The following is a 19,551-nucleotide window of genomic DNA, read 5'->3' on the forward strand; positions in this document are numbered from 1 at the left end:
GTTATTTTATGTAAATGTAACAATTTAAGACTAAAATATAAACTCGCTGGTACTGATTAATACCGATACATTTGTAATGGTTAAAAGTAAATCTTTTATATGCATATAGGCCTGAAACGACAACTCTTTTTCAAAATTTAAAACAAAGGCATGACGTTGATCCGATTTAGATTTTAAGGTATCTACCAACGCTTCAACCGTATAATCTGTATTCTGAAACTGGGCACCATTTAAATTAAAAGTAAGTATTTCGGGTTGCGCTTCAGACGTCTTCACATAATCTTCTACCGTTTCGACTACATGATAATTCACATTCGTGAATTCAATAAAACGCAGATTCTTAACTTCAGGATTAAAGGCTGTAAAATAATTTTTAACGCCTTCCTTTTTGTGAGACGATTTTCGCTTTTTTTCTTGTAAACTTATAATAACAGGAATCGCTTGTTGCAATGTTAACCGCTTATCTACATTTACCAACCAGTTTGTGGTACTAATTAAGTTTTGCTTATTTAATTCCACACTGTCTTTTTCACTCGTATTATAAAACACATACGCTGGAGAAACATCTAAAATGTCCGTTATTTCCGAATGTTTTAGTTCTGCAAGTTGCAATTCTTTATCCATGTTGCAAGACATGCATAACACGAGTATAAATAATGTAAAAATCTGTTTCATTTTAGTGATTTAAAGCGGTTACAAGTGTTATACATTCCATTGCTTCTTTTACATCGTGCACCCTTAGGATAGAAGCGCCTTTTTGAAGGCTAACGGTATTTAAAACAGTAGTTCCATTTAATGCTTCTTGAGGCGTGTTTTCTAAAGTTTTATATATCATCGATTTTCGAGATACACCAACTAATATGGGTAATTCGGTAATATTTAGAAGTTCTAATCTATTTAAAAGTTCAAAATTTTGTTCTCGTGTTTTCGAGAATCCGAAACCAGGATCCACAATAATATCGGTAATACCGTACTGTCTTGCTAGAGCAATACGTTCGGAAAAATAAAACAATATGTCTTTTAGCAAATCGTTATAATCGGTCTGTTTTTGCATATTCTGTGGTGTACCTCGCATATGCATCATAATATAAGGGACCTTTAGTTTACCTACAGTTTCAAGCATTAATGGATCTAATTGTCCGGCAGAAATATCGTTAATTATAGATGCTCCGGCTTCAATACACGATTTTACTATACCACTTCTAAAGGTATCGATTGACAATATAAGATTAGGAAACGTTTTAATTAGTAAGTCTACTACAGGTAAAATACGAGACCGTTCTTCGGCTTCACTAACATGATCGGCATTTGGTTTAGAGCTATACGCACCAACATCAATAAATGTGGCACCATCGCGCAACATATTTTCCACTTGCGTAATAATGTCTTGCTCATTTTTATAGCGTCCACCATCAAAAAAAGAATCTGGAGTGAGATTTAAAATCCCCATCACAGTTGGAGAAGAAATATCGATAAGTTGTCCTTTGCAGTTTATAGTTTTATTCAAAACAGATATAGAAAAGCTTTAAGTTTGTTATTCCATTAAATTATGCGAAATTTACGGAAAATTCAATTCAATTTATGCAAGATACCTCAAAACAATACGACGCAGTCATTACTAATTGTAGAAGTTTGTTTATTAATAAGATGAAAGATTACGGCTGTGCTTGGCGCATTTTAAGATTACCTTCTTTAACCGACCAGATTTTTATTAAAGCACAACGTATTCGAGGACTACAAGAAAATGATGTTCATAAAGTTGATGAAGATGAAGTGTCCGAATTTATTGGTGTTATTAATTATTGCATTATGGCTCTAATACAACTTGAAAAAGGTGTAGCTACGCAACCCGATTTAAGCACGATTGAGGCTACCGATTTATACGATGAAAAAATTGGACAAACCAAGCAATTAATGATGGATAAAAACCATGATTATGGAGAAGCTTGGAGAGACATGCGTGTGAGCTCGTTAACCGATTTAATTCTGCAAAAATTACTTCGTGTAAAACAAATCGAAGATAATAAAGGTAAAACCTTAGTTAGCGAAGGTATTGATGCTAACTACCAGGATATGATAAACTATTCGGTATTTGCTTTAATTCATTTAGAAGCCAAATAACTAAATTTAATACGTAGACAGTAAAGAATCTCACCCTATATATATGAAAGCATTAGTAAGTCTTAGTAGAATTTTCGTTGGTATATTATTCATCATTTCAGGTTTAATTAAACTCAATGATCCGATTGGTTTTTCATTCAAACTAGAAGAATATTTCAGCGCAGCGGTTCTTAATTTAACCTTTTTAGAGCCTTATGCTTTAATCATATCAATATTAGTCGTGATTTTTGAAGTGCTTTTAGGTATTTTTCTTTTAATAGGTTACAAACCAAAATTCACGGTTTGGAGCTTATTACTCATGATTATCTTCTTTACTTTTCTAACCTTCTATTCGGCGTATTTTAATAAAGTAACAGATTGTGGTTGTTTTGGAGATGCCATTAAACTAACCCCTTGGGAATCGTTTTCTAAAGATATAATTCTTTTAGTCTTTATCTTAATTCTGTTTGCTGGAGTGCGTTATATTAAACCTGTCTTTAGCGTGTTTCAGACTACCGTAATGGCTCTTTTAGGCTTTATTGCATGTTTAAGTTTCGGATATCATGTTCTCATGCATTTACCGGTTGTAGATTTTAGGCCTTATAATGTAGGTGCTAATTTATGGGATAACATGATTGTTCCTGAAGACGCTCAAAAAGCCGATATTGATTATATGTGGACGTTTAACGTAAACGGAAAAGAGGAAGTATTTACTACTAAGGGCTCCTACCCTACTGTAGAGGGCGAGTTTGTTAGTGTGGATACAGAAATTATAGATCCTGGTTACGAAGCGCCAATACACGATTTCTCAATCGAACGTGATGGCGAAGATTTTACAGAGCAAATTTTACACGACGACCATGTTGTTTTATTGATTGCTTACAACCTAGAAAAATCTGAAAATCTAGGATTACAGGCTATTAAAAATGTTGGAGACCAAGCCAAAAAGAACGGTTATAATGTTATTGGATTAACTGCTTCAGGCGAAGACATTCAAAATCAACTAAAACAAGAATATCATTTTAATTTCGACTTTTACTTCTCAGACGAAACCGCTTTAAAAACCATAGTACGTTCTAATCCCGGAATTTTAATTTTAAACAAAGGGACGGTAACACAAAAAGTACATTGGAATGATGTTGACGATTTAAATCTTATTAAAGTGAATTAAGCGACAACCTGTGATCTACTACATACTAAATAAATTATTTTATGCATTACTAACATTGTTTGGTGTAGTTACAGTTATATTCTTTTTATTTAATGTGTTACCTGGTGATCCCGCACAAATGATGCTGGGGCAAAATGAAGACAACGAACAATTAGCCATAATTAAACATAAATACGGGTTCGACAAACCGTTAAATGTGCAGTACGGATATTATTTAAACGATTTATCGCCAATATCTGTCCATTCTGCCGATTCTAAAGATTATACATTTTTACGCGACGGAAAATATAATGCCGTTTCCCTTTTTCAATTAGGAAACACCAATGTTGTTTTAAAACCGCCATATTTAAGGGAATCGTTTACTAAACAAGGTAAAAAAGTAAGTCATGTTTTAGCAGAAACCCTACCAAACACTTTTGTTTTAGCTGTTTCTGCTATTGTAATCGCCATTATTTTAGGCGTGTTTTTAGGTATTATTTCAGCTTTGTACAAGGATACTTTTATCGATAAAAGCATACAGTTTTTAAGTACAATTGGAATGAGTGTTCCCTCATTTTTTAGTGCAATATTATTTGCATGGGTATTTGGTTATCTGCTTCAGGAATTCACCAATTTAGAAATGACAGGGAGTTTGTACGAGCTAGACGACTTTGGGGAAGCCATGCATATTCAATGGAAAAACTTAATCCTTCCTGCCATTGTTTTAGGTATTCGTCCGTTAGCAGTGGTAATTCAATTAATGCGAAACTCTTTATTAGAGGTCTTTAATCAAGATTATATTAGAACCGCACGCGCAAAAGGATTAACCGAATTTCAAATCATAAAAAAACACGCTGTAAAAAATGCATTAAATCCTGTGGTAACTGCCATCTCTGGTTGGTTTGCATCTATGCTTGCAGGAGCCGTGTTTGTAGAGTATGTTTTTGGATGGAATGGTTTAGGAAAAGAAATAGTAAATGCTTTAAATACTTTAGATTTACCTATTATTATGGGTTCTGTGCTAATTATAGCCCTTTTATTCATAATAATCAATATTTTTGTAGATATCGTTTATGCTTGGTTAGATCCCAAGGTAAAACTTCAATAATTTAATTAATACGAACAAACTATGAGAAAGAACATCGTTGCAGGAAATTGGAAAATGAACAATGATTTAGCACAAACCGAAACATTGCTAACTGCGTTAAAAAACAGCACAATAACATCTAATGCAGAAGTTATGGTAGCACCAACGTTTACAAACCTTTGGTCTGCTTACAATACCTTAAAAGATAATGCTATTGAGGTTATTGCCCAGAACATGCACTTTGCAGAAAGTGGAGCATACACCGGAGAAATTAGCGCGAGCATGTTAAAAAGTGTTGGTGTAAAAACTGTAATCTTAGGACATAGTGAGCGTCGTGCATATTTTAATGAAACAGACGAATTATTAGCTAAAAAAACAGATGCTGCTTTAGCCAATGATATGCGTGTTATTTTCTGTTTTGGAGAAGAATTAGCAGACAGAAAATCTGAAAACCATGAAGCAGTTGTTGGAAGCCAGATTAAAAATGCCTTATTTCATTTAGAGGCAGATGCTTTTAAAAATATCGTTTTAGCTTACGAACCTGTTTGGGCTATCGGAACTGGAGAAACAGCAAGTCCTGAACAAGCTCAAGACATGCATGCTTTTATTAGAAAAACATTAGCAGACAAATACGGTGATGCCGTAGCCGATAGTGTTTCTATTTTATACGGAGGAAGTGTAAAACCAGGAAATGCAAAAGAAATTTTCTCTAAACCTGATGTAGATGGTGGATTAATTGGTGGAGCAGCTTTAAATGCTGAAGATTTCTTTGCTATTGTAAATGCATTTTAATTAAAAATCAATCATAAAAAAAGAGGCTGTCCTTACTATAAAGACAGCCTCTTTTTTTTATATAATGAGTATACTATATTCCGATTTCGACTTGAAAACGCAAGTACCAACTATCGGTATCGTTGTTGTTAAGTGTAAAATCTGTTTTGGTTAATTCTGCCTGAAGCTTTAAACTGTGCTCCCAAATGTATTTAGTAACACCTAAACTATATTGATTTGTTTCCGGCATAACTAAATCCACATCCTGATCTGGTTTCTGATTGGAGTAACGCCCAATAATTTCATAGTTATTTGGAAAGATATAACTCGCTTGAGCATCAAATCCTTCTCCTGCAACAACATAGCGAAACTCACTGCTATCCTCTGGATTATAAGTAATAGGATTGTCGGCCATACGATTCATATAAGCAGTTTGGAATGCCCAACCATTATACTTTACAATGGCATCAAATAAAAGTGACGTTAAATCACGTTGTTCGAATAATTCCAATCCTAAAGTACCGCGTGTTCTACGCGCACCATCATTATAGTGATACACCCCAGATAGCATTAATTTAGGAGTAGGTTCGCGAGCGATATCACCTTCGAAAAACGTTCCATTATCTGTAAATGCACCAAACGGATACAGTTCTAAACGTGCGGTATATGCTAAACCTGTCTCCGGTAATTTGGTCCAATTCCGACCTTCTCCAGTAGAAATTGCCGTTTTTATATTATATGAGAACGTGTCTGGTTTTTCATTTAAATAATACACTTGCAAACCAAAATCACGATCAATATTAAAACTCGCATTATTTATAGTACGGTCTGTTAACTGCAACGCTCCAGACGAGTTTATACGCTGTCTGTTACCCGGTAATTTCGTTTGTCCAAACCCAACATTCCAATGTTCATTCGGGCGGTAAAACACAACCGCATCTCTAATAATATTAATATTATCGCCATCTTCAATCACACCCACATCTCCGGGAGCAAAAGACAACTGCACAACATACACAAATTTAGGATCTCCTACATAGCCATCAAATTTTAAACGCATACGTCTAACCATGGCTTCTACACCGTTTTTATCGGTTTCAGATTCGAGATATGTCGCACGATTTTGCATTCTAAAACGAATATTTAGCTTAAAAATACTGTCTGGCGACGTTAAACCTACTCCTTTTCCGAAGGTATAATAAGGTAAAGCGGCTAGTTTAATATCATTGTCATTTTGTGCTTTGGCAGTAAAACCTATAGCAAGCAATACAAGGGCAACAATAATTTTGTTCATGTCTGTTTAGTTTTATGACAAATTTAACGGTATCTGCGTAATACTTAGTAAATTTGTCAAAAAAATTACATGGCAGAAATATATATAGGTTACGAATTTAAAGTAACGCCTTTACAACCAGGTGTAGAAATATTAATCGCAGAATTAGGCTATGCTGGATTTGAAAGTTTTGTTGAAACAGAAACTGGTGTTACCGCCTATATTCAGAAGGAAGAATGGAATGAAAACATTCTTGAAGATATACAAATTTTAGTTTCAGATGAGTTTGAAATCACCTATACTTTCGAAGATATTGAACAGACCAATTGGAATGAAGAATGGGAAAAAAACTTTAATCCTATAGTTGTAGATGATGAGTGTGCCGTTCGTGCTCCGTTTCATGATAAATTCGATACCAAGTACGATATTATCATTGAGCCCAAAATGAGTTTTGGAACAGGACATCATGAAACAACACATATGATGATTCAGCATATCTTAAAAACTGATTTTACAGGAAAATCTGTATTAGATATGGGATGTGGCACAGGTGTTTTAGCTATACTTGCCGAAATGAGAGGAGCAAATCCCTTGGATGCTATAGATATCGATAACTGGTGCTATTTAAATAGTATTGAAAATGTAGAGCGTAATGCCTGCAAAAACATAACGGTTTACGAAGGTGACGCCAGCTTATTAGACGGCAAAAGTTACGATATTATAATCGCCAATATTAATAGAAACATTTTATTAAACGATATTAAGACATACGCATCTTGTTTAAATAAAAACGGAGCATTGTTTTTAAGTGGCTTTTACAATGACGATATTCCTACTATTGAGGCAGAATGCAATGCCAATATGTTAAAACTAAGCGAAAAAATAGAGCGAAATAATTGGGTTGCTCTAAAATTTTTAAATTAGTAAAAAAGTTTAAAAATGAGCACTAGAGAAGAAGTATTAGAAGAAGTTCTCGTTGAAACCGAGGAAAAGAAAGAAAATGAAATTGTGTTATATAACGACGATGTAAATAGCTTCGATCATGTTATAGAAACGCTTGTTTATGTGTGCCAGCATACCCCAGAACAAGCAGAACAATGCTCTATAATTGTTCATTACAAAGGCAAATGCACCGTTAAAACAGGTCCGTATAAAGAATTAGAACCTCGTTGTTCTAAATTATTAGAAGCTGGCTTAAGCGCAGAAATTGTTTAAAACCTACTGAATCACAAAACATTACACAAAGATTCTTTTTTACTCAAAAAATACGGGTAATTTTTATTGAAATTTATCATAAAAAAGTTTGGTAGACTTTAATAAACCTCATATATTTGCACCCACAAAAAAGGCCTCGTGGCGCAACTGAATAGCGCACTTGATTACGGCTCAAGAGGTTACTGGTTTGAATCCAGTCGAGGTCACTACTGTTTATAAGGGTTTCAAGCAATTGAAACCCTTATTTTATTTATCGTATTCACACTATTTTCACACTTTTCTATAATTAAGGCTATTCACTTTAAAATATTTTATTTGTTTTAAATGTGCATTTACTACACTTACTACATTGTTTTTAAAAATAATATTGTTTTTAGAACTACATTGAGTACATCTACTACATGATTTTAAATAAATGCTTGGCTTATAACGGAAAGATGATTTATACTAGTTTAATTCATTTTCAATTTTTTGTTTACATTTACTAAGTCTGCTAAATCTTGTTTGTTTTAATTTGAAAGAAACAATTGCAATAAACAACATGAATGATAATATTTTGACAAGCTTTAGGTATAATACACACGAATAATAATAATAATAATAGAAATATAACTAATGCAAAACAACCTTATCTATCAAATATTAAAATTGGAATTATCAAAACTAGAAGATGGTATATCAATAAAAAACATCGACTTCATAAAGGACTCTGATAAACGATTACTTACTTTTTATATTGATGCTTCTGGGTTTGATTTAGAACTTGTAGAAGAACAAATGGTGGAATTAGAAAACCTTAATAGAACATGGCGAAAAAGTAACGAAGGAGTAACACTATGCGGGTTTATTACTATGAGTAGTATAATAGTTGATGAACAGAAAATCGCTTTCAGGATGTTAAAAACTGATTTTATTGATTTTGTAACACAAGAAAAATTAAACATAAATACAAAAATCAAACAGTTATGAGATACTGCCTTGCCTAGGTACAACAACTACTTGTTTCTAGGTACCGTATTTGTACTCGATTATTTTCTCGGTTATAATTTATGCTTTTTGTCTTACCACTTCTAAAAGCAGTATAAACCATTTTCTTTGAGTTCTAGTGACCAAACTACATTATCATTTTTCATATACATTATATCGTCATAGTTAATGATGTTTTAAATTAATTTATTGGGTCATAAGTCTAGCCGTATTATATAGTCAGTAATTTTTTTAACAGAATTTCTTGAATCCTTTTAGTAATTTTAAAATTTTGTTTCGCTTCTTTTTAAAGCTTACCAAAATTTTTATCATTCATTTTTAATTGACTTCAGACATTAACGAGGTCCCTTTTAAATTAATAGCAGACAATAATTCAAGAGGAGTAAATGCTGTAGAAGTTTTAAAGCCTAAAAAATGCTTAATACTGCCAAATCCTCCTTTTAATTTAAGTAAAAAATTTACATTCTCTGAAGGAAGGTTTTTTGTAATATTTTTTCTGCTTTTAAAATAACACATAGGATTATTCAAAATAATTTCTCCATTTATTTCTTTAATCAAAACAAATTCACTTTTAAGGTATAATATATACTCCCAAAAATCTCCATTACTATCTACATGCTTTATAATAAAAGGAAATTCATCATTTAAATCTTTGTGATACCTTATAAGTTTTAACTTATTCAATTTCTTTAAAATTTCGAATGTATTAACAAGTTCTTGCCTGTAGATAGGGGACTCACTATTATGATGAGACAAAGGATTCATTAACAAATCTTTATACTCATGTAGCTTTTCAAACGGTGTGTAATCTCCTCCAATTGATTCATAATATTCCTGAAATTTATTCATTAAAGAATTTAGCATTAATTGTTCACTGCCTTTACCTTTTCCGTCACTCTGTTTTATAGTTTTATTATGTGGTAGAAGATTTCGTAATACTTTTTCACAATCTTTCCTTAAATAATTTGCACAAGCAGGATAATCAAATTCTTTAAAATACTTTTTTGCTAATGAGAAATAACTTTTACAGTCTGTAATAAATGGTATTGGAATATCATCATCCGTTGAATCTTGATACATCTCCTTAAACTCCCACTTATAAGTATTGTTAATTTTTAAATTATTATCAATTCTACGCTTACAAAGGTTATAAAATGCTCTATCATGTGTTAGAATAAGAATTTGATACTCATCTACCTTTTTTAAAATAATATCCAACACCTTATCTCTATGGCTCATGTCCAAGCTAAGTAACAAATCATCTAACACTAATAAACTAGCAGAATTAGGATCATACAACCTTTCATCCAACATTGCCAAACGAATTGCCAACGCTATCGCGGTTAGTCTTGCCTCGTTGAGAAAAGTATGTGGTTTCTGTATATTTTTATTATTTATAGATAATTTACTATGATTAAAAATTACTGTTAAACGAATTTTTGGTCTTGTAACATCCGCATTACTACCTAACCAATTGTTATAATTACACTCTATTAAATCAGTTTCGAATTTAATGTGAAAAATTTCATTAAATGAATTAGTTAAGTATTCGTTCGTTTTAGTAGTAATTTTTAATAAAAATAATTTTATAAGTTCTACAAATTTTGGAATTGTACTATCCATATATCTCTTGTACTCATCGCTAGATCTATTAGGCGTATTTTTATTCTTAGTGTTTGGTCGTAGTGTTTTTGGAGCTTCTTTAATGTAATTCCACCAATCACTTGCTAAGGTACTTTTAGATAAAACACCCGCATTATCTGTATAGGATTCTTCAAAATCTATAAACATTAATACTTCACGTTCAAACCATTCAAAAAGATCAATCTCTTCACTATTTCTAAAATCGTAAAGTTTAGCGAGATATTTATAATTGATAAAATCACTGCCCGCTATTATTTTATTTATAGTGGTATCAGATCTCTTATTGGTTTCTAATCTAGTATTACTAATTTCCTTTGTACTAATACCGGTAGGACTAATAATTTCTATCTTAATAGCAGAATTTGCTGTTTCATCGGCAAAACGATTTCTTAGATTTTCTGGGTCATTTGAATTAAAATATTTACTAATGTCTACATCCTTTTTAAAGCAAGATTGTAGTAAAGTATAGAGCCCCCAATAAATAGAACTTTTCCCACTACCGTTTTCACCATATAGCAACAAGTTATTTTGATTAAGCTCAATTTTATTTTGAGTTTGATTATCTTCTGTATCATAAAAAAACTTAAAGTTTTGTAAAGTGATAGATTGAATTTTTTGCATAAGTTAAACGCTTAATATTGGATTTAACAATTGCTTTAATTCAATTTTCATAAGCTTAATTTGATTTCTTAATGGATTTTTCTTTTCAGACAATTCTTGATATGTCTCCATTATTATTGCGCTTTTTTCGTCATCAGTACAATTCTGAATTTCTTTGAAAATTTCTTTTGAATATTTCAGAATCTCTATTTTTGCTTCTTTGAAATCTGAAGGAAAATAGAGTTCTAAAACCAATGCATCAATAACTTCTTCGAAAGCTTGAGATATAACTTCATATTTTATTGTCTCTTTTTCTTTATTAAGTTGAAGCGTTTTTGAGAATATGATATAGTCTACTATTACAGTTAAAAATTTATCATCACTATTAATTATTGGACAATTTTTTAAAACATCATTTCCAACATTCAAATAACCACCAGCCATTTTTAGAGAATGATATACATAGTTTAGGTAAAAGGTTAATACCTTACTATTTAACAATCCTAATATATATTTTAGATTGTTTTTATCTTCTAAAATTATAGTTGTAGATTTTCCAGCTAAATATTCACCTTTAGAATCAAAGAATGTCTCAAAGGACTTTGCCATACCTGCAATAATGAGTTTACTCTTTTTAGATTGTTCAAAGCGAGTCGAATTCATTTTAATTAATTTCTCTTTTGGCACTACTGGATATTTGTATTTGCCTTTTATGTACTGTGTATCTTTAATTCCCCATAATGAGACATAAGGATCTATAGTACCTGTATTAATTAATTTTAAATTATCATCATTTGATTCCTCATCTTCTATTATTTCCTTAATTAAATAAGCCTCTGATACTGTAGCGGCACCTAGAATAGAAATTTCTGAAGAAAAATCCAATAAACGAGGGTTACCTTCTAATCTATTTATAAGGCTAACAATATTGGGTCTAAAGAAATACTTAGACCAAGATATATTTTCATAAAATTCATCTTCAGTAACTATATTAGAATATGCTTCTATCATTAATGTTTCCATTTTTGACATCTTCACCGTATGGTTTGAAACATTATTATTGACTAATAAAGTAACAGGATAAACACTAGCTTCCTTGAATACATTAATTGCAGAATAATCTCGAATCTCTAAAACTTCTTTGGTAGACAAATAATGTCTTAAAGCAGTTGTATATTTAGCGCTAATTATTTTATTAGGTATTATATAACAAAACTGGGATGTCTCTTTGGCTATTTTAAAACCTAATTCAACAAATGGGATGAACAAATCCCAATTTCCTGTAGCAGTTTCAAAGTTGTCTTTTATAAGATTTCTCATTTCCTTATCATTTTTGACCATAGTTTCTGAATCCACATATGGTGGATTGCCGATTACAATGTCAAAACCTCCTTGATCAAACACCTTTTTAAACATCAAGTGCCACAAAAAGAATGGTCGTTCATTTGAGTGATATAATTCTTTTAGCTTCTGTTGTTTAGATGCAACATCTTCCAATATTATATTTAGTTTTTTTAAATTTTTAGCATCTGAACTTTCATTTTCATACTTTATTTTTTGTTCAGCAAATGATAATAAAGAAGACTTGTTTTTTATTTTACGATTTAATTTTTTGAATTGTTTTTGTAAATCCTCATTATGGTCTTGTAGTGTGAAATATATATTATTTAATACTTGCCTATCTATTTTGGAATGAAGTATCTTTTTTTCTTCAGGATCATCTAAATCAAAATATGCGTGTATTAAATCTTCCAATTTTTCTTGACTGTCTGTATTCTCTTTTTTCTTTAATTCTTGGCTGAACAGATTTGCAATAGATTTTTTTTCATCAATCTCTATTGCTATACCCTCGTGGATTTGACTTAAATCGATACCTTCAAAGCTCTCTAACAGACTATTTCCTTGCATTATTTTATAGTCCAAATTTGGTAATGCTTGTGGCGTGTTCTCATCAACCACTAACGCCAGCCAAAAACGTAAACGAGCAATGTCTACTGCACCAGATTCTAAATCTACTCCGTAAATAGAATTTTGGATAATACTTTTTTTAACCTCGGAACGCTCTAAAGTCCAATCTAAAGCCATTTTAGCTTTGAATATTTCGTGTAACATCCCCATTGGGAAAGCTCCTGAGCCAATTGCAGGATCACAAATTTTTACGTTATCTAATAACTCTTCAATTTTTTTAGCGTTATCTCTTATAAAATTTTCTTTAGCTGTTTCGTCTCCCTTACTATGGTTGCGAATAAATTCTTCGATTTCAAAGTGTTCACCTAAATGGGTTTGTAAGTATTGAATCAAACTCTCTTGAGTCATATACTGTACTATTTCCTTGGGTGTATAAAATGCACCCATATTTTTGTTGTCTTCTAATAGGTTTTCAAAAATGTGACCAAGCATTTCTGGATCAATACCCACTTCGTGATCTTCTGGACTATTCTCGTCTATTGTAAAATTGTACTGACCAAAAAATTCAAATAAATCTTGAAAGTATAAAATCGGAAAGTCTATGCTTTTGGCATTTACTTCTTTATCTGTTTCAAACAAACCTCCATTTAAGTATGGTATTTTAGTATTGTTTAGCTCATTGCTTAATCCTTCTACTTGAAAGATATCGCCCTCTCTTTTTGCATTAAGTGTATTAAAAAACAAGGATGTTAAACATTTCGAATGAAAATGCTCCTTATCGTCAAAACCATCTAGCAGTTTTAACAGAAATTGTTTTTCACCATTATCCCATTCAGTCGGATGTGGATTGCAACCCATCCAACCTTTTTTTTGTAAAAAATGAAGAAATACAATACGTCCTAGTAACTTTTTGGTAAAATCTCTAATTGCCTTTTCCTGCTTCTCTTCGTCAAAACTTGGAAATAGTTTCTTGTATTTATTATTATCTAACAAGTAAGACCAAAATTTGTTGTAGTGCTTTTTATAATCAGCAAAAAATTTAATATTTAACTTTTCAACATTAAAAAGCTCAATTAAATGTTTAATTGTTAATTGCTCATTCTCTAATTTCTCGAATTGCTTAACTGCTGTTTTTACACTTTCATCCTCACCTAAAACATAGGTGTATCTCCTTGGGCTTGTTTCCAGTTTGTTTTCATTAAAATCATCATCCCAATACATTGCTTTGGAAATGAATGTCAAACGCCAATCACTATCTCCTTTAGTGTGAAACACCACAAGTATAGCATCTACATCACCAGGTATAACTTCATTATGAATAAGACTACGAAGACCAACCCTATTCTTTGTTACATGCTTATCTTCATTCAATTCTACATTATAGAATTTAATAATTTTATTATCGGCTAATTGTGCTGATCCAAACTCAACAATAAATTTGGCAATTTTATGTGTGTTTTTATCTTCCTTTTTATTTTCAGGTGTTAAATAAAAATCTACATTATTAAAATAGTTTTTTATAACCTCTTTCCACTTGTCATAATTAAATGCACTCTGGAATATATTTTCTAATTGATTAGTTTCCATATTTATATTGAAAAAGATTCTGACAAAATAATATTTGGCGTATTTGGCAGTTTTAAAATTTTTGTATTACTGATCACTGGTATCTCCTGAGGCACATCTTCTAAAGGATATGTTTTTAGAATATCTATTAATGATTCAAAAACTTCAGAACGTGTTAAACTACTATCTTTTATGCTCTTTAGTAGCTTATTAATTTCTCTTGGTAGTTTTTGAAACTTCCCTTTTTTAATAGCTAGCTTAGTAAGGGCAATAAGTTCTTTGTCTTCTTTAGACACAAACTCTTGTAATGCTTGCTTACTAATAAATGCTATCGCTCTTTTATCATTAGGACCTAGTTTTACAGAACCTAAATCTCCAAGATTTGTTAAGTTTTCCTCGCTAAAAAATGAATCTAAGGCTACTTGTATCTGTATATGATGTTTATCGTGAATAGGTATAGATCTTTCGGACAACTGTGCTTTAAATATTCTAGCAGTTTCAACAAAAGTTAATTCTTCAAATTTTAAGTCTGGATAAATAAGATAAAACACATCGCGTCTTTTATTCTTTATAAAAGTAATAGTTTGATCTTTAGAGCTTTTATTATGTCTACCTGTTCTTGCTCTTTTAGGAATCTTTTTTTTAATTTTTTGATATAAATCTGGGTTTTCGGATCTGAATTTTCTTAAATAATTTAGAAACTCCAAGCGCTCATCTTTTTCTTCTTCAGGTATTTTTTCAAAAAGACCAAAAGAATCAAATTCTTCTCTTGTCGAATAAATTTGACTATCTTCACCTAAAGCCGAGTGAAATGCTTGAAGCTTCATATATGCCTTTTTATTTAAGTCAATTTCACTATCGGTTCTTGAAGTAGGAAAGAAATTATAAATGTAGATTTTAGATGATTCAGTACCAATTCTATTTACACGTCCAATACGTTGCATAAGTCTAGTAGCATTCCAAGGGATATCATAATTTAATATGATATTAGATCGATGCAGGTTAACTCCTTCAGCTAATACTTCTGTTGTTAAAATAATATCGTAATCATTTTTTTGATCTGCAATAGGTTGATTTGCATCGAAATTTTGAGCTATGACTGTACTTAGGTCTTTTGAATTAGAACTATCTACACTCAATATTCTATCAAAACCGTCTTGCTTTAGTTTCTCGTATAAATATGTCGTTGTTTCTTTTGATTCAGAGAAGATTAAAAGTTTTTTATTATCATTAATATTAGAATCCATTAATTCGTTATTAATCTTATGAACGAAGGTGTCATACTTTGGATCACCTGTAACTTCGTCCCATTTTGCCTTTAATTTTTCAAGTGTAGTATGGTCGTCTTTGATTCCCTGCAGAAACTCTTCATAAAAATCTTCTACTGGATATGCGTTAATTGTTTCAGTATCTTCTGCATTCCTTAATATTTCTTCTAGTTCAGCTTCATTTTCATTTAAAATAAAATCACTCACTTTTATTTTTGGCGCTATGTAAATTATACCATTTTCAATCATTTTAAGCATAGCCCTATTCGCATCGTAGTATCTACCTAAGCTCATTTTAAAAGCGTGAAAACTACTGTCTATCCTTTTTACTAAAAGTATACGCATAATGTGTGCTAACTGATCTGATATCCTGTCTGCTTGACTCGGGTTAACACCTGTTGCTTTTTGATATGCGTCTTTAGCTTCTGGTCTAAGGAATTTAATAGCTTGATATCTATAATATCCTAAATCCTTACTTTCTTTTTTTAAGGTCTTTAATGTAAGGTCGTAAAGATTATCTGTATGTTCATCTAACTCATAAAGAATTTGTTTAGGTGGAACAATATCAGGAAAAGTTACACCTTGGTCAATTATATCTTGCCAGTATTCAGGTGTGTTTTTAATGTCTGTTCTTGTTCTCCTAACTATAATAGATTCTAATACTTTTTCGCGAATCTCTTTATAAATCTTTTTTACACCTTTAGCAATTTTATCGTGATCACGTTCGTGTTTTAATTTTCTATAATCTTCTATGTGATCTCTGAAATAACGTTGTAGATTTCCAACTTCTAGTGTTGATTTTTTTGCGTCTTGAAATAAATATAATTGGTTTCTGATATCTTCAGGTCTATTATTAAGTGGGGTCGCAGTAACTAATATGACTTTTTTCTTATCACTACCATCATTGCCTTTTCGCTTTCTAGGTGTTTTACATAGTTTTTGTAGTTGATGGAACATCTCAGATTCGTCAGAACGAAATTTATGAGCTTCATCGACTATAATTAAATCGTAGTCTTCAGGATGCTTTATTTTATGCAAGCTACCATTTGTTATAAATTCAACTCCAGGTACTTCAAAATCTCTAATGGTTTTCGTCCAGCCTTTCACAAGTGCTGGTGGATGAATAACTAATATTTTGGTACGATAACCATTACTAAAATAGTACTTCTTGGCTATAATCGTCGCAATTATAGTTTTACCTAAACCAACAACATCTGCAAGAATAAAACCATCGTGCTTAAATAATTTGGCATATCCATCATTTACAGCATCCATTTGATAAGCCAACTTTTTGTACCCTTTTGGCAAATCAGCTATTGACTCTGGATCATACTCAATACTCTTACCAAAGTATTCTATAAGAAGTTTAATGTATAGCTCAAAAGGTGTGAACGAATCATTTAGGTATGTGTCTTTTTTTACGCTTTCAATTTCAGTTGGCAATATGTCTATTGCCTCTTTCCAAAGACTTTCAAAAGTTTCATTTGCAAAAACAACATCATCGTAATCTCTTAATTCTACATTAAATTCAAAGTTTCTATCTAATCCTGATACACTAAGATTGCTTGAACCTGTAATAACTGAACCACTATTATGCTCATTCCAGTTTTCAGGTTTGAATATGTAAATTTTAGCGTGAATGTTCTTGTCTGGATGAGCTTTAATTTGAATTTTACCAGAAGTTACTTCTTCAATAAATTGAATTATCCCCTCTTCGACATCTTTTTGATATGCTGCTTGCTGAATATCTTCTTTAAATTCTCTGATAAATTCTAGTCTTGTAACCTCTGTATTAAAATTGAATTCTAGTCCTTTTCGTGCCGCTTCACTTATTAAATGGTCAACATCAATACCTACTAGTATTCTTATTTGATCTACATCCTGTAAATATTTTCTTATTTGAAAGTACCCTGAAGACCTAAAATATCCAACGAGCGCATCAAAATAATGTACCGATGTATTTTTGAAAATACCATCAAATTTATTCAGTAGAGTATTGTCACCGCTATTTGTAAAAAACTTAGTTGCCATTTAAATTTATTTTTTATTATTAAATAGATTTAACATCTGATTATTAACCTGTATTTGTTGTACTCTATTATTTATTATTTCTTTTAAACCTTCTTTATTTCTGTCATTCAGATAACTATTATCAATTAACGCTCCCCAACTTCCTATTCCTTTTTCGATACGTTTCCAAAGGTTTTCAATTGCTTTTTGTGGAATATGAGCTTTTAACATAGCTTCATTAAAATCTTCACGTTTTAATTTTCGCTTTTTTCCGTTAAGATTTAACGCTAATTCTTCTTGATCCTCTGGAATTAACATTTTTACAGCTACCATATCATAAGCAGGAGACAATTCATAATGTTTACTATCATTGGCTATTATAGAAAAGTTCTTTAGATGCATATCATTATTCCCAATTAAGAAAGATACAATGACTTGCTGATAAAATTTTACGGTTTCCAGTAAAGGGTTTTGAGTATATCGAAGAATTCCTTTTGCTATTTGCTCATAAGAACCTCGATATTTATGTTCTGTTAACCGTTCTGTAAATTGACAAGCATCTTCCATTGGATATTTTTCACCAGTGGTATTACGATCTATACGCTTAGTTAAATATGCTAACGATCCATCTTTTAAAGGAATTAATAAAAAAGGAACTGTTGCTACACCACAAGCTTGGGTTAACAACATGGACAAAGCCTCAATCTCTGGCATTTGTGGGTATAATTGAAAAGGCGGTTTTAAAATATATCTTCCGTTTAGCGCTCCAACAATAGTTAGTCGATTTTGAGTGTTTTCTTCTGTAAAGCCTAATGATAATTTAGGTTGTACACCTGTGACAATAATTCTTTGTGCTACGTTTTCTTTCGCTAAATCGTCGATTTGAGATAACTCATAATCTAGTTCTAGGACAGGCGTATCTTCTTGCCAGAAATCTGAAAGACATTTTTGGTGATAATTATTATCTCCTTTATTTAGTTTTTTAAGACAAGCTAAGCAATACTTCATACTTTCTCTATTATGCTAATATTACCAATACAATCTCTGCATGTAGTTAATAATAATCCCATACGATCTCTTGGGTTTATTTTCCAGTTTTTTTGTGCAATATCTAGCAACCAACCTTCGGGGATTAAACCATCAAAAAAAGGAAATAATTGCTCAGATTTAAAAGGCTCTTTTTGTAGAGGCAGGGTTACACTAACTTGCATTGCACCTTCTTTTTCTAAGTATGCTTTTTTATACTCAAAATTATAATCATTGTCACCTTCAGTTAAAACACCTGCAAGTGTATTATTTACCCATATTTCTCCTTGTCTCATCGCTTATAGGTGTTGGTGTTAATGTGTGTCCAAAGAATAAGAGTACTTGATTTACTTTATCCGACATTAAGTTTGGTTTTCCTTGTTCAAGTTCGCGAACAAAACGTAAACCTACTCCAGTAAAATCGGACAATTCTACTTGTGTTAGTTTTGCGCTTTTGCGTCTATTCCTTACAAATTGGGCAATGTCATTTTCTCTATCCCAGTTATTCATAATATACCTTTATGGGTACAATATAACAAAAATAATTAACACTACACCCCTAAGGGTATACTTTGTGGTTTAATGCGATTTTTACACCTGAAGAGGTATAGTTTTTTCCGTTTTAAAAATCAGTTGATTTTTATTGCAATTTAACCCTAAAAAATCAACTGATTTTTAAAATGAGCCTTAGCGGCAGGCGGCACCCAATGCTTATATATTTATATAAAATTACCATAATTATCAGATAGATTGAACAAACTCACTCTTGGATTTTTAGAGTAAACCTTAGCTATTGTTTTGTCCGTGAATTATCAAATTGTATTCAGATAAAAGTTCTATAAAACGGAACAAATTCTTGTTACTTACATTCTGAGAAATATTAATATTCATTGAAACTTGGTTAGTATTACTGTCAACCTTGATTCTTTTTACTACAATTTTTTCA

At 31.4% G+C, this 19,551-nt stretch carries 16 protein-coding genes and 1 tRNA gene; 8 read left to right on the forward strand and 9 right to left on the reverse strand.

The genetic code is table 11. The annotated features are described in order from the left end of the window. Nucleotides 1-30: 30 nt before the first annotated feature. Together ACKC83_RS01585 and folP are read right to left on the reverse strand one after the other, a co-directional pair. Nucleotides 31-675 carry a hypothetical protein gene (locus tag ACKC83_RS01585; protein ID WP_434036792.1) on the reverse strand — a complete coding sequence of 215 codons (645 nt, stop codon included), beginning with the start codon at nucleotides 673-675 and terminating at the stop codon, nucleotides 31-33. A 1-nt stretch (nucleotide 676) separates the two neighbouring features. Further along, nucleotides 677-1,450 carry a dihydropteroate synthase gene (folP, locus tag ACKC83_RS01590; protein ID WP_434037750.1) on the reverse strand — a complete coding sequence of 258 codons (774 nt, stop codon included), beginning with the start codon at nucleotides 1,448-1,450 and terminating at the stop codon, nucleotides 677-679. A gap of 131 nt (nucleotides 1,451-1,581) precedes the next feature. Between folP and ACKC83_RS01595 the strand changes: the two genes are divergently transcribed. Genes ACKC83_RS01595 through tpiA form a run of 4 tightly spaced genes read left to right on the forward strand, consistent with a single transcriptional unit; the run spans nucleotide 1,582 to nucleotide 5,129 of the window. After that, nucleotides 1,582-2,121, forward strand: a complete 540-nt coding sequence (locus ACKC83_RS01595) for a DUF1599 domain-containing protein (protein ID WP_434036793.1) — start codon at nucleotides 1,582-1,584, stop codon at nucleotides 2,119-2,121. 43 nt (nucleotides 2,122-2,164) lie between these two features. Beyond that, a complete protein-coding gene (locus tag ACKC83_RS01600) occupies nucleotides 2,165-3,271 on the forward strand; it encodes a BT_3928 family protein (protein ID WP_434036794.1) in 1,107 nt (368 codons plus the stop codon). Nucleotides 3,272-3,281: 10 nt separating this feature from the next. Beyond that, the gene (locus ACKC83_RS01605) at nucleotides 3,282-4,358 is read left to right on the forward strand and encodes an ABC transporter permease (RefSeq protein ID WP_434036795.1); all 1,077 of its coding nucleotides are present in this window, start codon (nucleotides 3,282-3,284) and stop codon (nucleotides 4,356-4,358) included. Nucleotides 4,359-4,379: 21 nt separating this feature from the next. After that, the gene (tpiA, locus tag ACKC83_RS01610; protein WP_434036796.1) at nucleotides 4,380-5,129 is read left to right on the forward strand and encodes a triose-phosphate isomerase; all 750 of its coding nucleotides are present in this window, start codon (nucleotides 4,380-4,382) and stop codon (nucleotides 5,127-5,129) included. 73 nt (nucleotides 5,130-5,202) lie between these two features. Here the strand turns inward: tpiA and ACKC83_RS01615 are convergent, their stop codons facing one another. Next, nucleotides 5,203-6,402, reverse strand: coding sequence for a porin (locus ACKC83_RS01615; protein WP_414035204.1), 1,200 nt, complete (start codon nucleotides 6,400-6,402; stop codon nucleotides 5,203-5,205). A 69-nt stretch (nucleotides 6,403-6,471) separates the two neighbouring features. Between ACKC83_RS01615 and prmA the strand changes: the two genes are divergently transcribed. The 4 genes from prmA (at nucleotide 6,472) to ACKC83_RS01635 (ending at nucleotide 8,565) form a co-directional block, all read left to right on the forward strand. Then, on the forward strand, nucleotides 6,472-7,305 hold the full coding sequence (gene prmA / locus ACKC83_RS01620) for a 50S ribosomal protein L11 methyltransferase (RefSeq protein ID WP_434036797.1): 834 nt from the start codon (nucleotides 6,472-6,474) through the stop codon (nucleotides 7,303-7,305). 15 nt (nucleotides 7,306-7,320) lie between these two features. Then, entirely contained in the window at nucleotides 7,321-7,596 is a 276-nt protein-coding gene (locus tag ACKC83_RS01625; RefSeq protein WP_414035202.1) for an ATP-dependent Clp protease adaptor ClpS, read from the forward strand. Between the two features lie 132 nt (nucleotides 7,597-7,728). Then, a tRNA-Arg gene (locus tag ACKC83_RS01630) sits at nucleotides 7,729-7,802 on the forward strand. Between the two features lie 409 nt (nucleotides 7,803-8,211). Beyond that, nucleotides 8,212-8,565, forward strand: a complete 354-nt coding sequence (locus tag ACKC83_RS01635) for a hypothetical protein (RefSeq protein ID WP_434036798.1) — start codon at nucleotides 8,212-8,214, stop codon at nucleotides 8,563-8,565. A gap of 336 nt (nucleotides 8,566-8,901) precedes the next feature. Here ACKC83_RS01635 and ACKC83_RS01640 read toward each other — a convergent pair whose 3' ends face one another. From ACKC83_RS01640 to ACKC83_RS01665, 6 genes are read right to left on the reverse strand one after another with little or no spacing between them, the layout of a single operon-like run. After that, nucleotides 8,902-10,848 carry an AAA family ATPase gene (locus tag ACKC83_RS01640; protein WP_434036799.1) on the reverse strand — a complete coding sequence of 649 codons (1,947 nt, stop codon included), beginning with the start codon at nucleotides 10,846-10,848 and terminating at the stop codon, nucleotides 8,902-8,904. Between the two features lie 3 nt (nucleotides 10,849-10,851). Then, a complete protein-coding gene (locus ACKC83_RS01645; protein WP_434036800.1) occupies nucleotides 10,852-14,322 on the reverse strand; it encodes an Eco57I restriction-modification methylase domain-containing protein in 3,471 nt (1,156 codons plus the stop codon). 2 nt (nucleotides 14,323-14,324) lie between these two features. Continuing rightward, nucleotides 14,325-17,600 carry a helicase-related protein gene (locus ACKC83_RS01650; RefSeq protein ID WP_434036801.1) on the reverse strand — a complete coding sequence of 1,092 codons (3,276 nt, stop codon included), beginning with the start codon at nucleotides 17,598-17,600 and terminating at the stop codon, nucleotides 14,325-14,327. A 6-nt stretch (nucleotides 17,601-17,606) separates the two neighbouring features. Further along, entirely contained in the window at nucleotides 17,607-18,587 is a 981-nt protein-coding gene (locus tag ACKC83_RS01655; protein WP_434036802.1) for a HipA domain-containing protein, read from the reverse strand. Further along, complete coding sequence (locus ACKC83_RS01660; protein ID WP_057778031.1) at nucleotides 18,584-18,901, reverse strand: HipA N-terminal domain-containing protein; 318 nt, start codon at nucleotides 18,899-18,901, stop codon at nucleotides 18,584-18,586. The genes ACKC83_RS01655 and ACKC83_RS01660 overlap by 4 nt, the downstream gene beginning before the upstream one ends. Next, nucleotides 18,873-19,115 (reverse strand): helix-turn-helix transcriptional regulator, encoded by a 243-nt coding sequence (locus ACKC83_RS01665; RefSeq protein ID WP_434036803.1) that lies wholly within the window; start codon nucleotides 19,113-19,115, stop codon nucleotides 18,873-18,875. The genes ACKC83_RS01660 and ACKC83_RS01665 overlap by 29 nt, the downstream gene beginning before the upstream one ends. Nucleotides 19,116-19,551: the final 436 nt, after the last annotated feature.

Source organism: Formosa bonchosmolovskayae, assembly GCF_051016085.1.
In the GTDB taxonomy this organism is placed as follows: domain Bacteria; phylum Bacteroidota; class Bacteroidia; order Flavobacteriales; family Flavobacteriaceae; genus Formosa.

What these genes read in the sequence shown, in the direction of transcription:
- ACKC83_RS01645 (WP_434036800.1), bottom strand. Translation starts at nt 14,322, where the DNA reads ATGGAAACTAATCAATTAGAAAATATATTCCAGAGTGCATTTAATTAT.
- tpiA (WP_434036796.1), top strand. Translation starts at nt 4,380, where the DNA reads ATGAGAAAGAACATCGTTGCAGGAAATTGGAAAATGAACAATGATTTA.
- folP (WP_434037750.1), bottom strand. Translation starts at nt 1,450, where the DNA reads ATGGGGATTTTAAATCTCACTCCAGATTCTTTTTTTGATGGTGGACGC.
- ACKC83_RS01595 (WP_434036793.1), top strand. Translation starts at nt 1,582, where the DNA reads ATGCAAGATACCTCAAAACAATACGACGCAGTCATTACTAATTGTAGA.
- ACKC83_RS01660 (WP_057778031.1), bottom strand. Translation starts at nt 18,901, where the DNA reads ATGAGACAAGGAGAAATATGGGTAAATAATACACTTGCAGGTGTTTTA.
- ACKC83_RS01625 (WP_414035202.1), top strand. Translation starts at nt 7,321, where the DNA reads ATGAGCACTAGAGAAGAAGTATTAGAAGAAGTTCTCGTTGAAACCGAG.
- ACKC83_RS01635 (WP_434036798.1), top strand. Translation starts at nt 8,212, where the DNA reads ATGCAAAACAACCTTATCTATCAAATATTAAAATTGGAATTATCAAAA.
- ACKC83_RS01585 (WP_434036792.1), bottom strand. Translation starts at nt 675, where the DNA reads ATGAAACAGATTTTTACATTATTTATACTCGTGTTATGCATGTCTTGC.
- prmA (WP_434036797.1), top strand. Translation starts at nt 6,472, where the DNA reads ATGGCAGAAATATATATAGGTTACGAATTTAAAGTAACGCCTTTACAA.
- ACKC83_RS01665 (WP_434036803.1), bottom strand. Translation starts at nt 19,115, where the DNA reads ATGAATAACTGGGATAGAGAAAATGACATTGCCCAATTTGTAAGGAAT.
- ACKC83_RS01615 (WP_414035204.1), bottom strand. Translation starts at nt 6,402, where the DNA reads ATGAACAAAATTATTGTTGCCCTTGTATTGCTTGCTATAGGTTTTACT.
- ACKC83_RS01640 (WP_434036799.1), bottom strand. Translation starts at nt 10,848, where the DNA reads ATGCAAAAAATTCAATCTATCACTTTACAAAACTTTAAGTTTTTTTAT.
- ACKC83_RS01600 (WP_434036794.1), top strand. Translation starts at nt 2,165, where the DNA reads ATGAAAGCATTAGTAAGTCTTAGTAGAATTTTCGTTGGTATATTATTC.
- ACKC83_RS01650 (WP_434036801.1), bottom strand. Translation starts at nt 17,600, where the DNA reads ATGGCAACTAAGTTTTTTACAAATAGCGGTGACAATACTCTACTGAAT.
- ACKC83_RS01655 (WP_434036802.1), bottom strand. Translation starts at nt 18,587, where the DNA reads ATGAAGTATTGCTTAGCTTGTCTTAAAAAACTAAATAAAGGAGATAAT.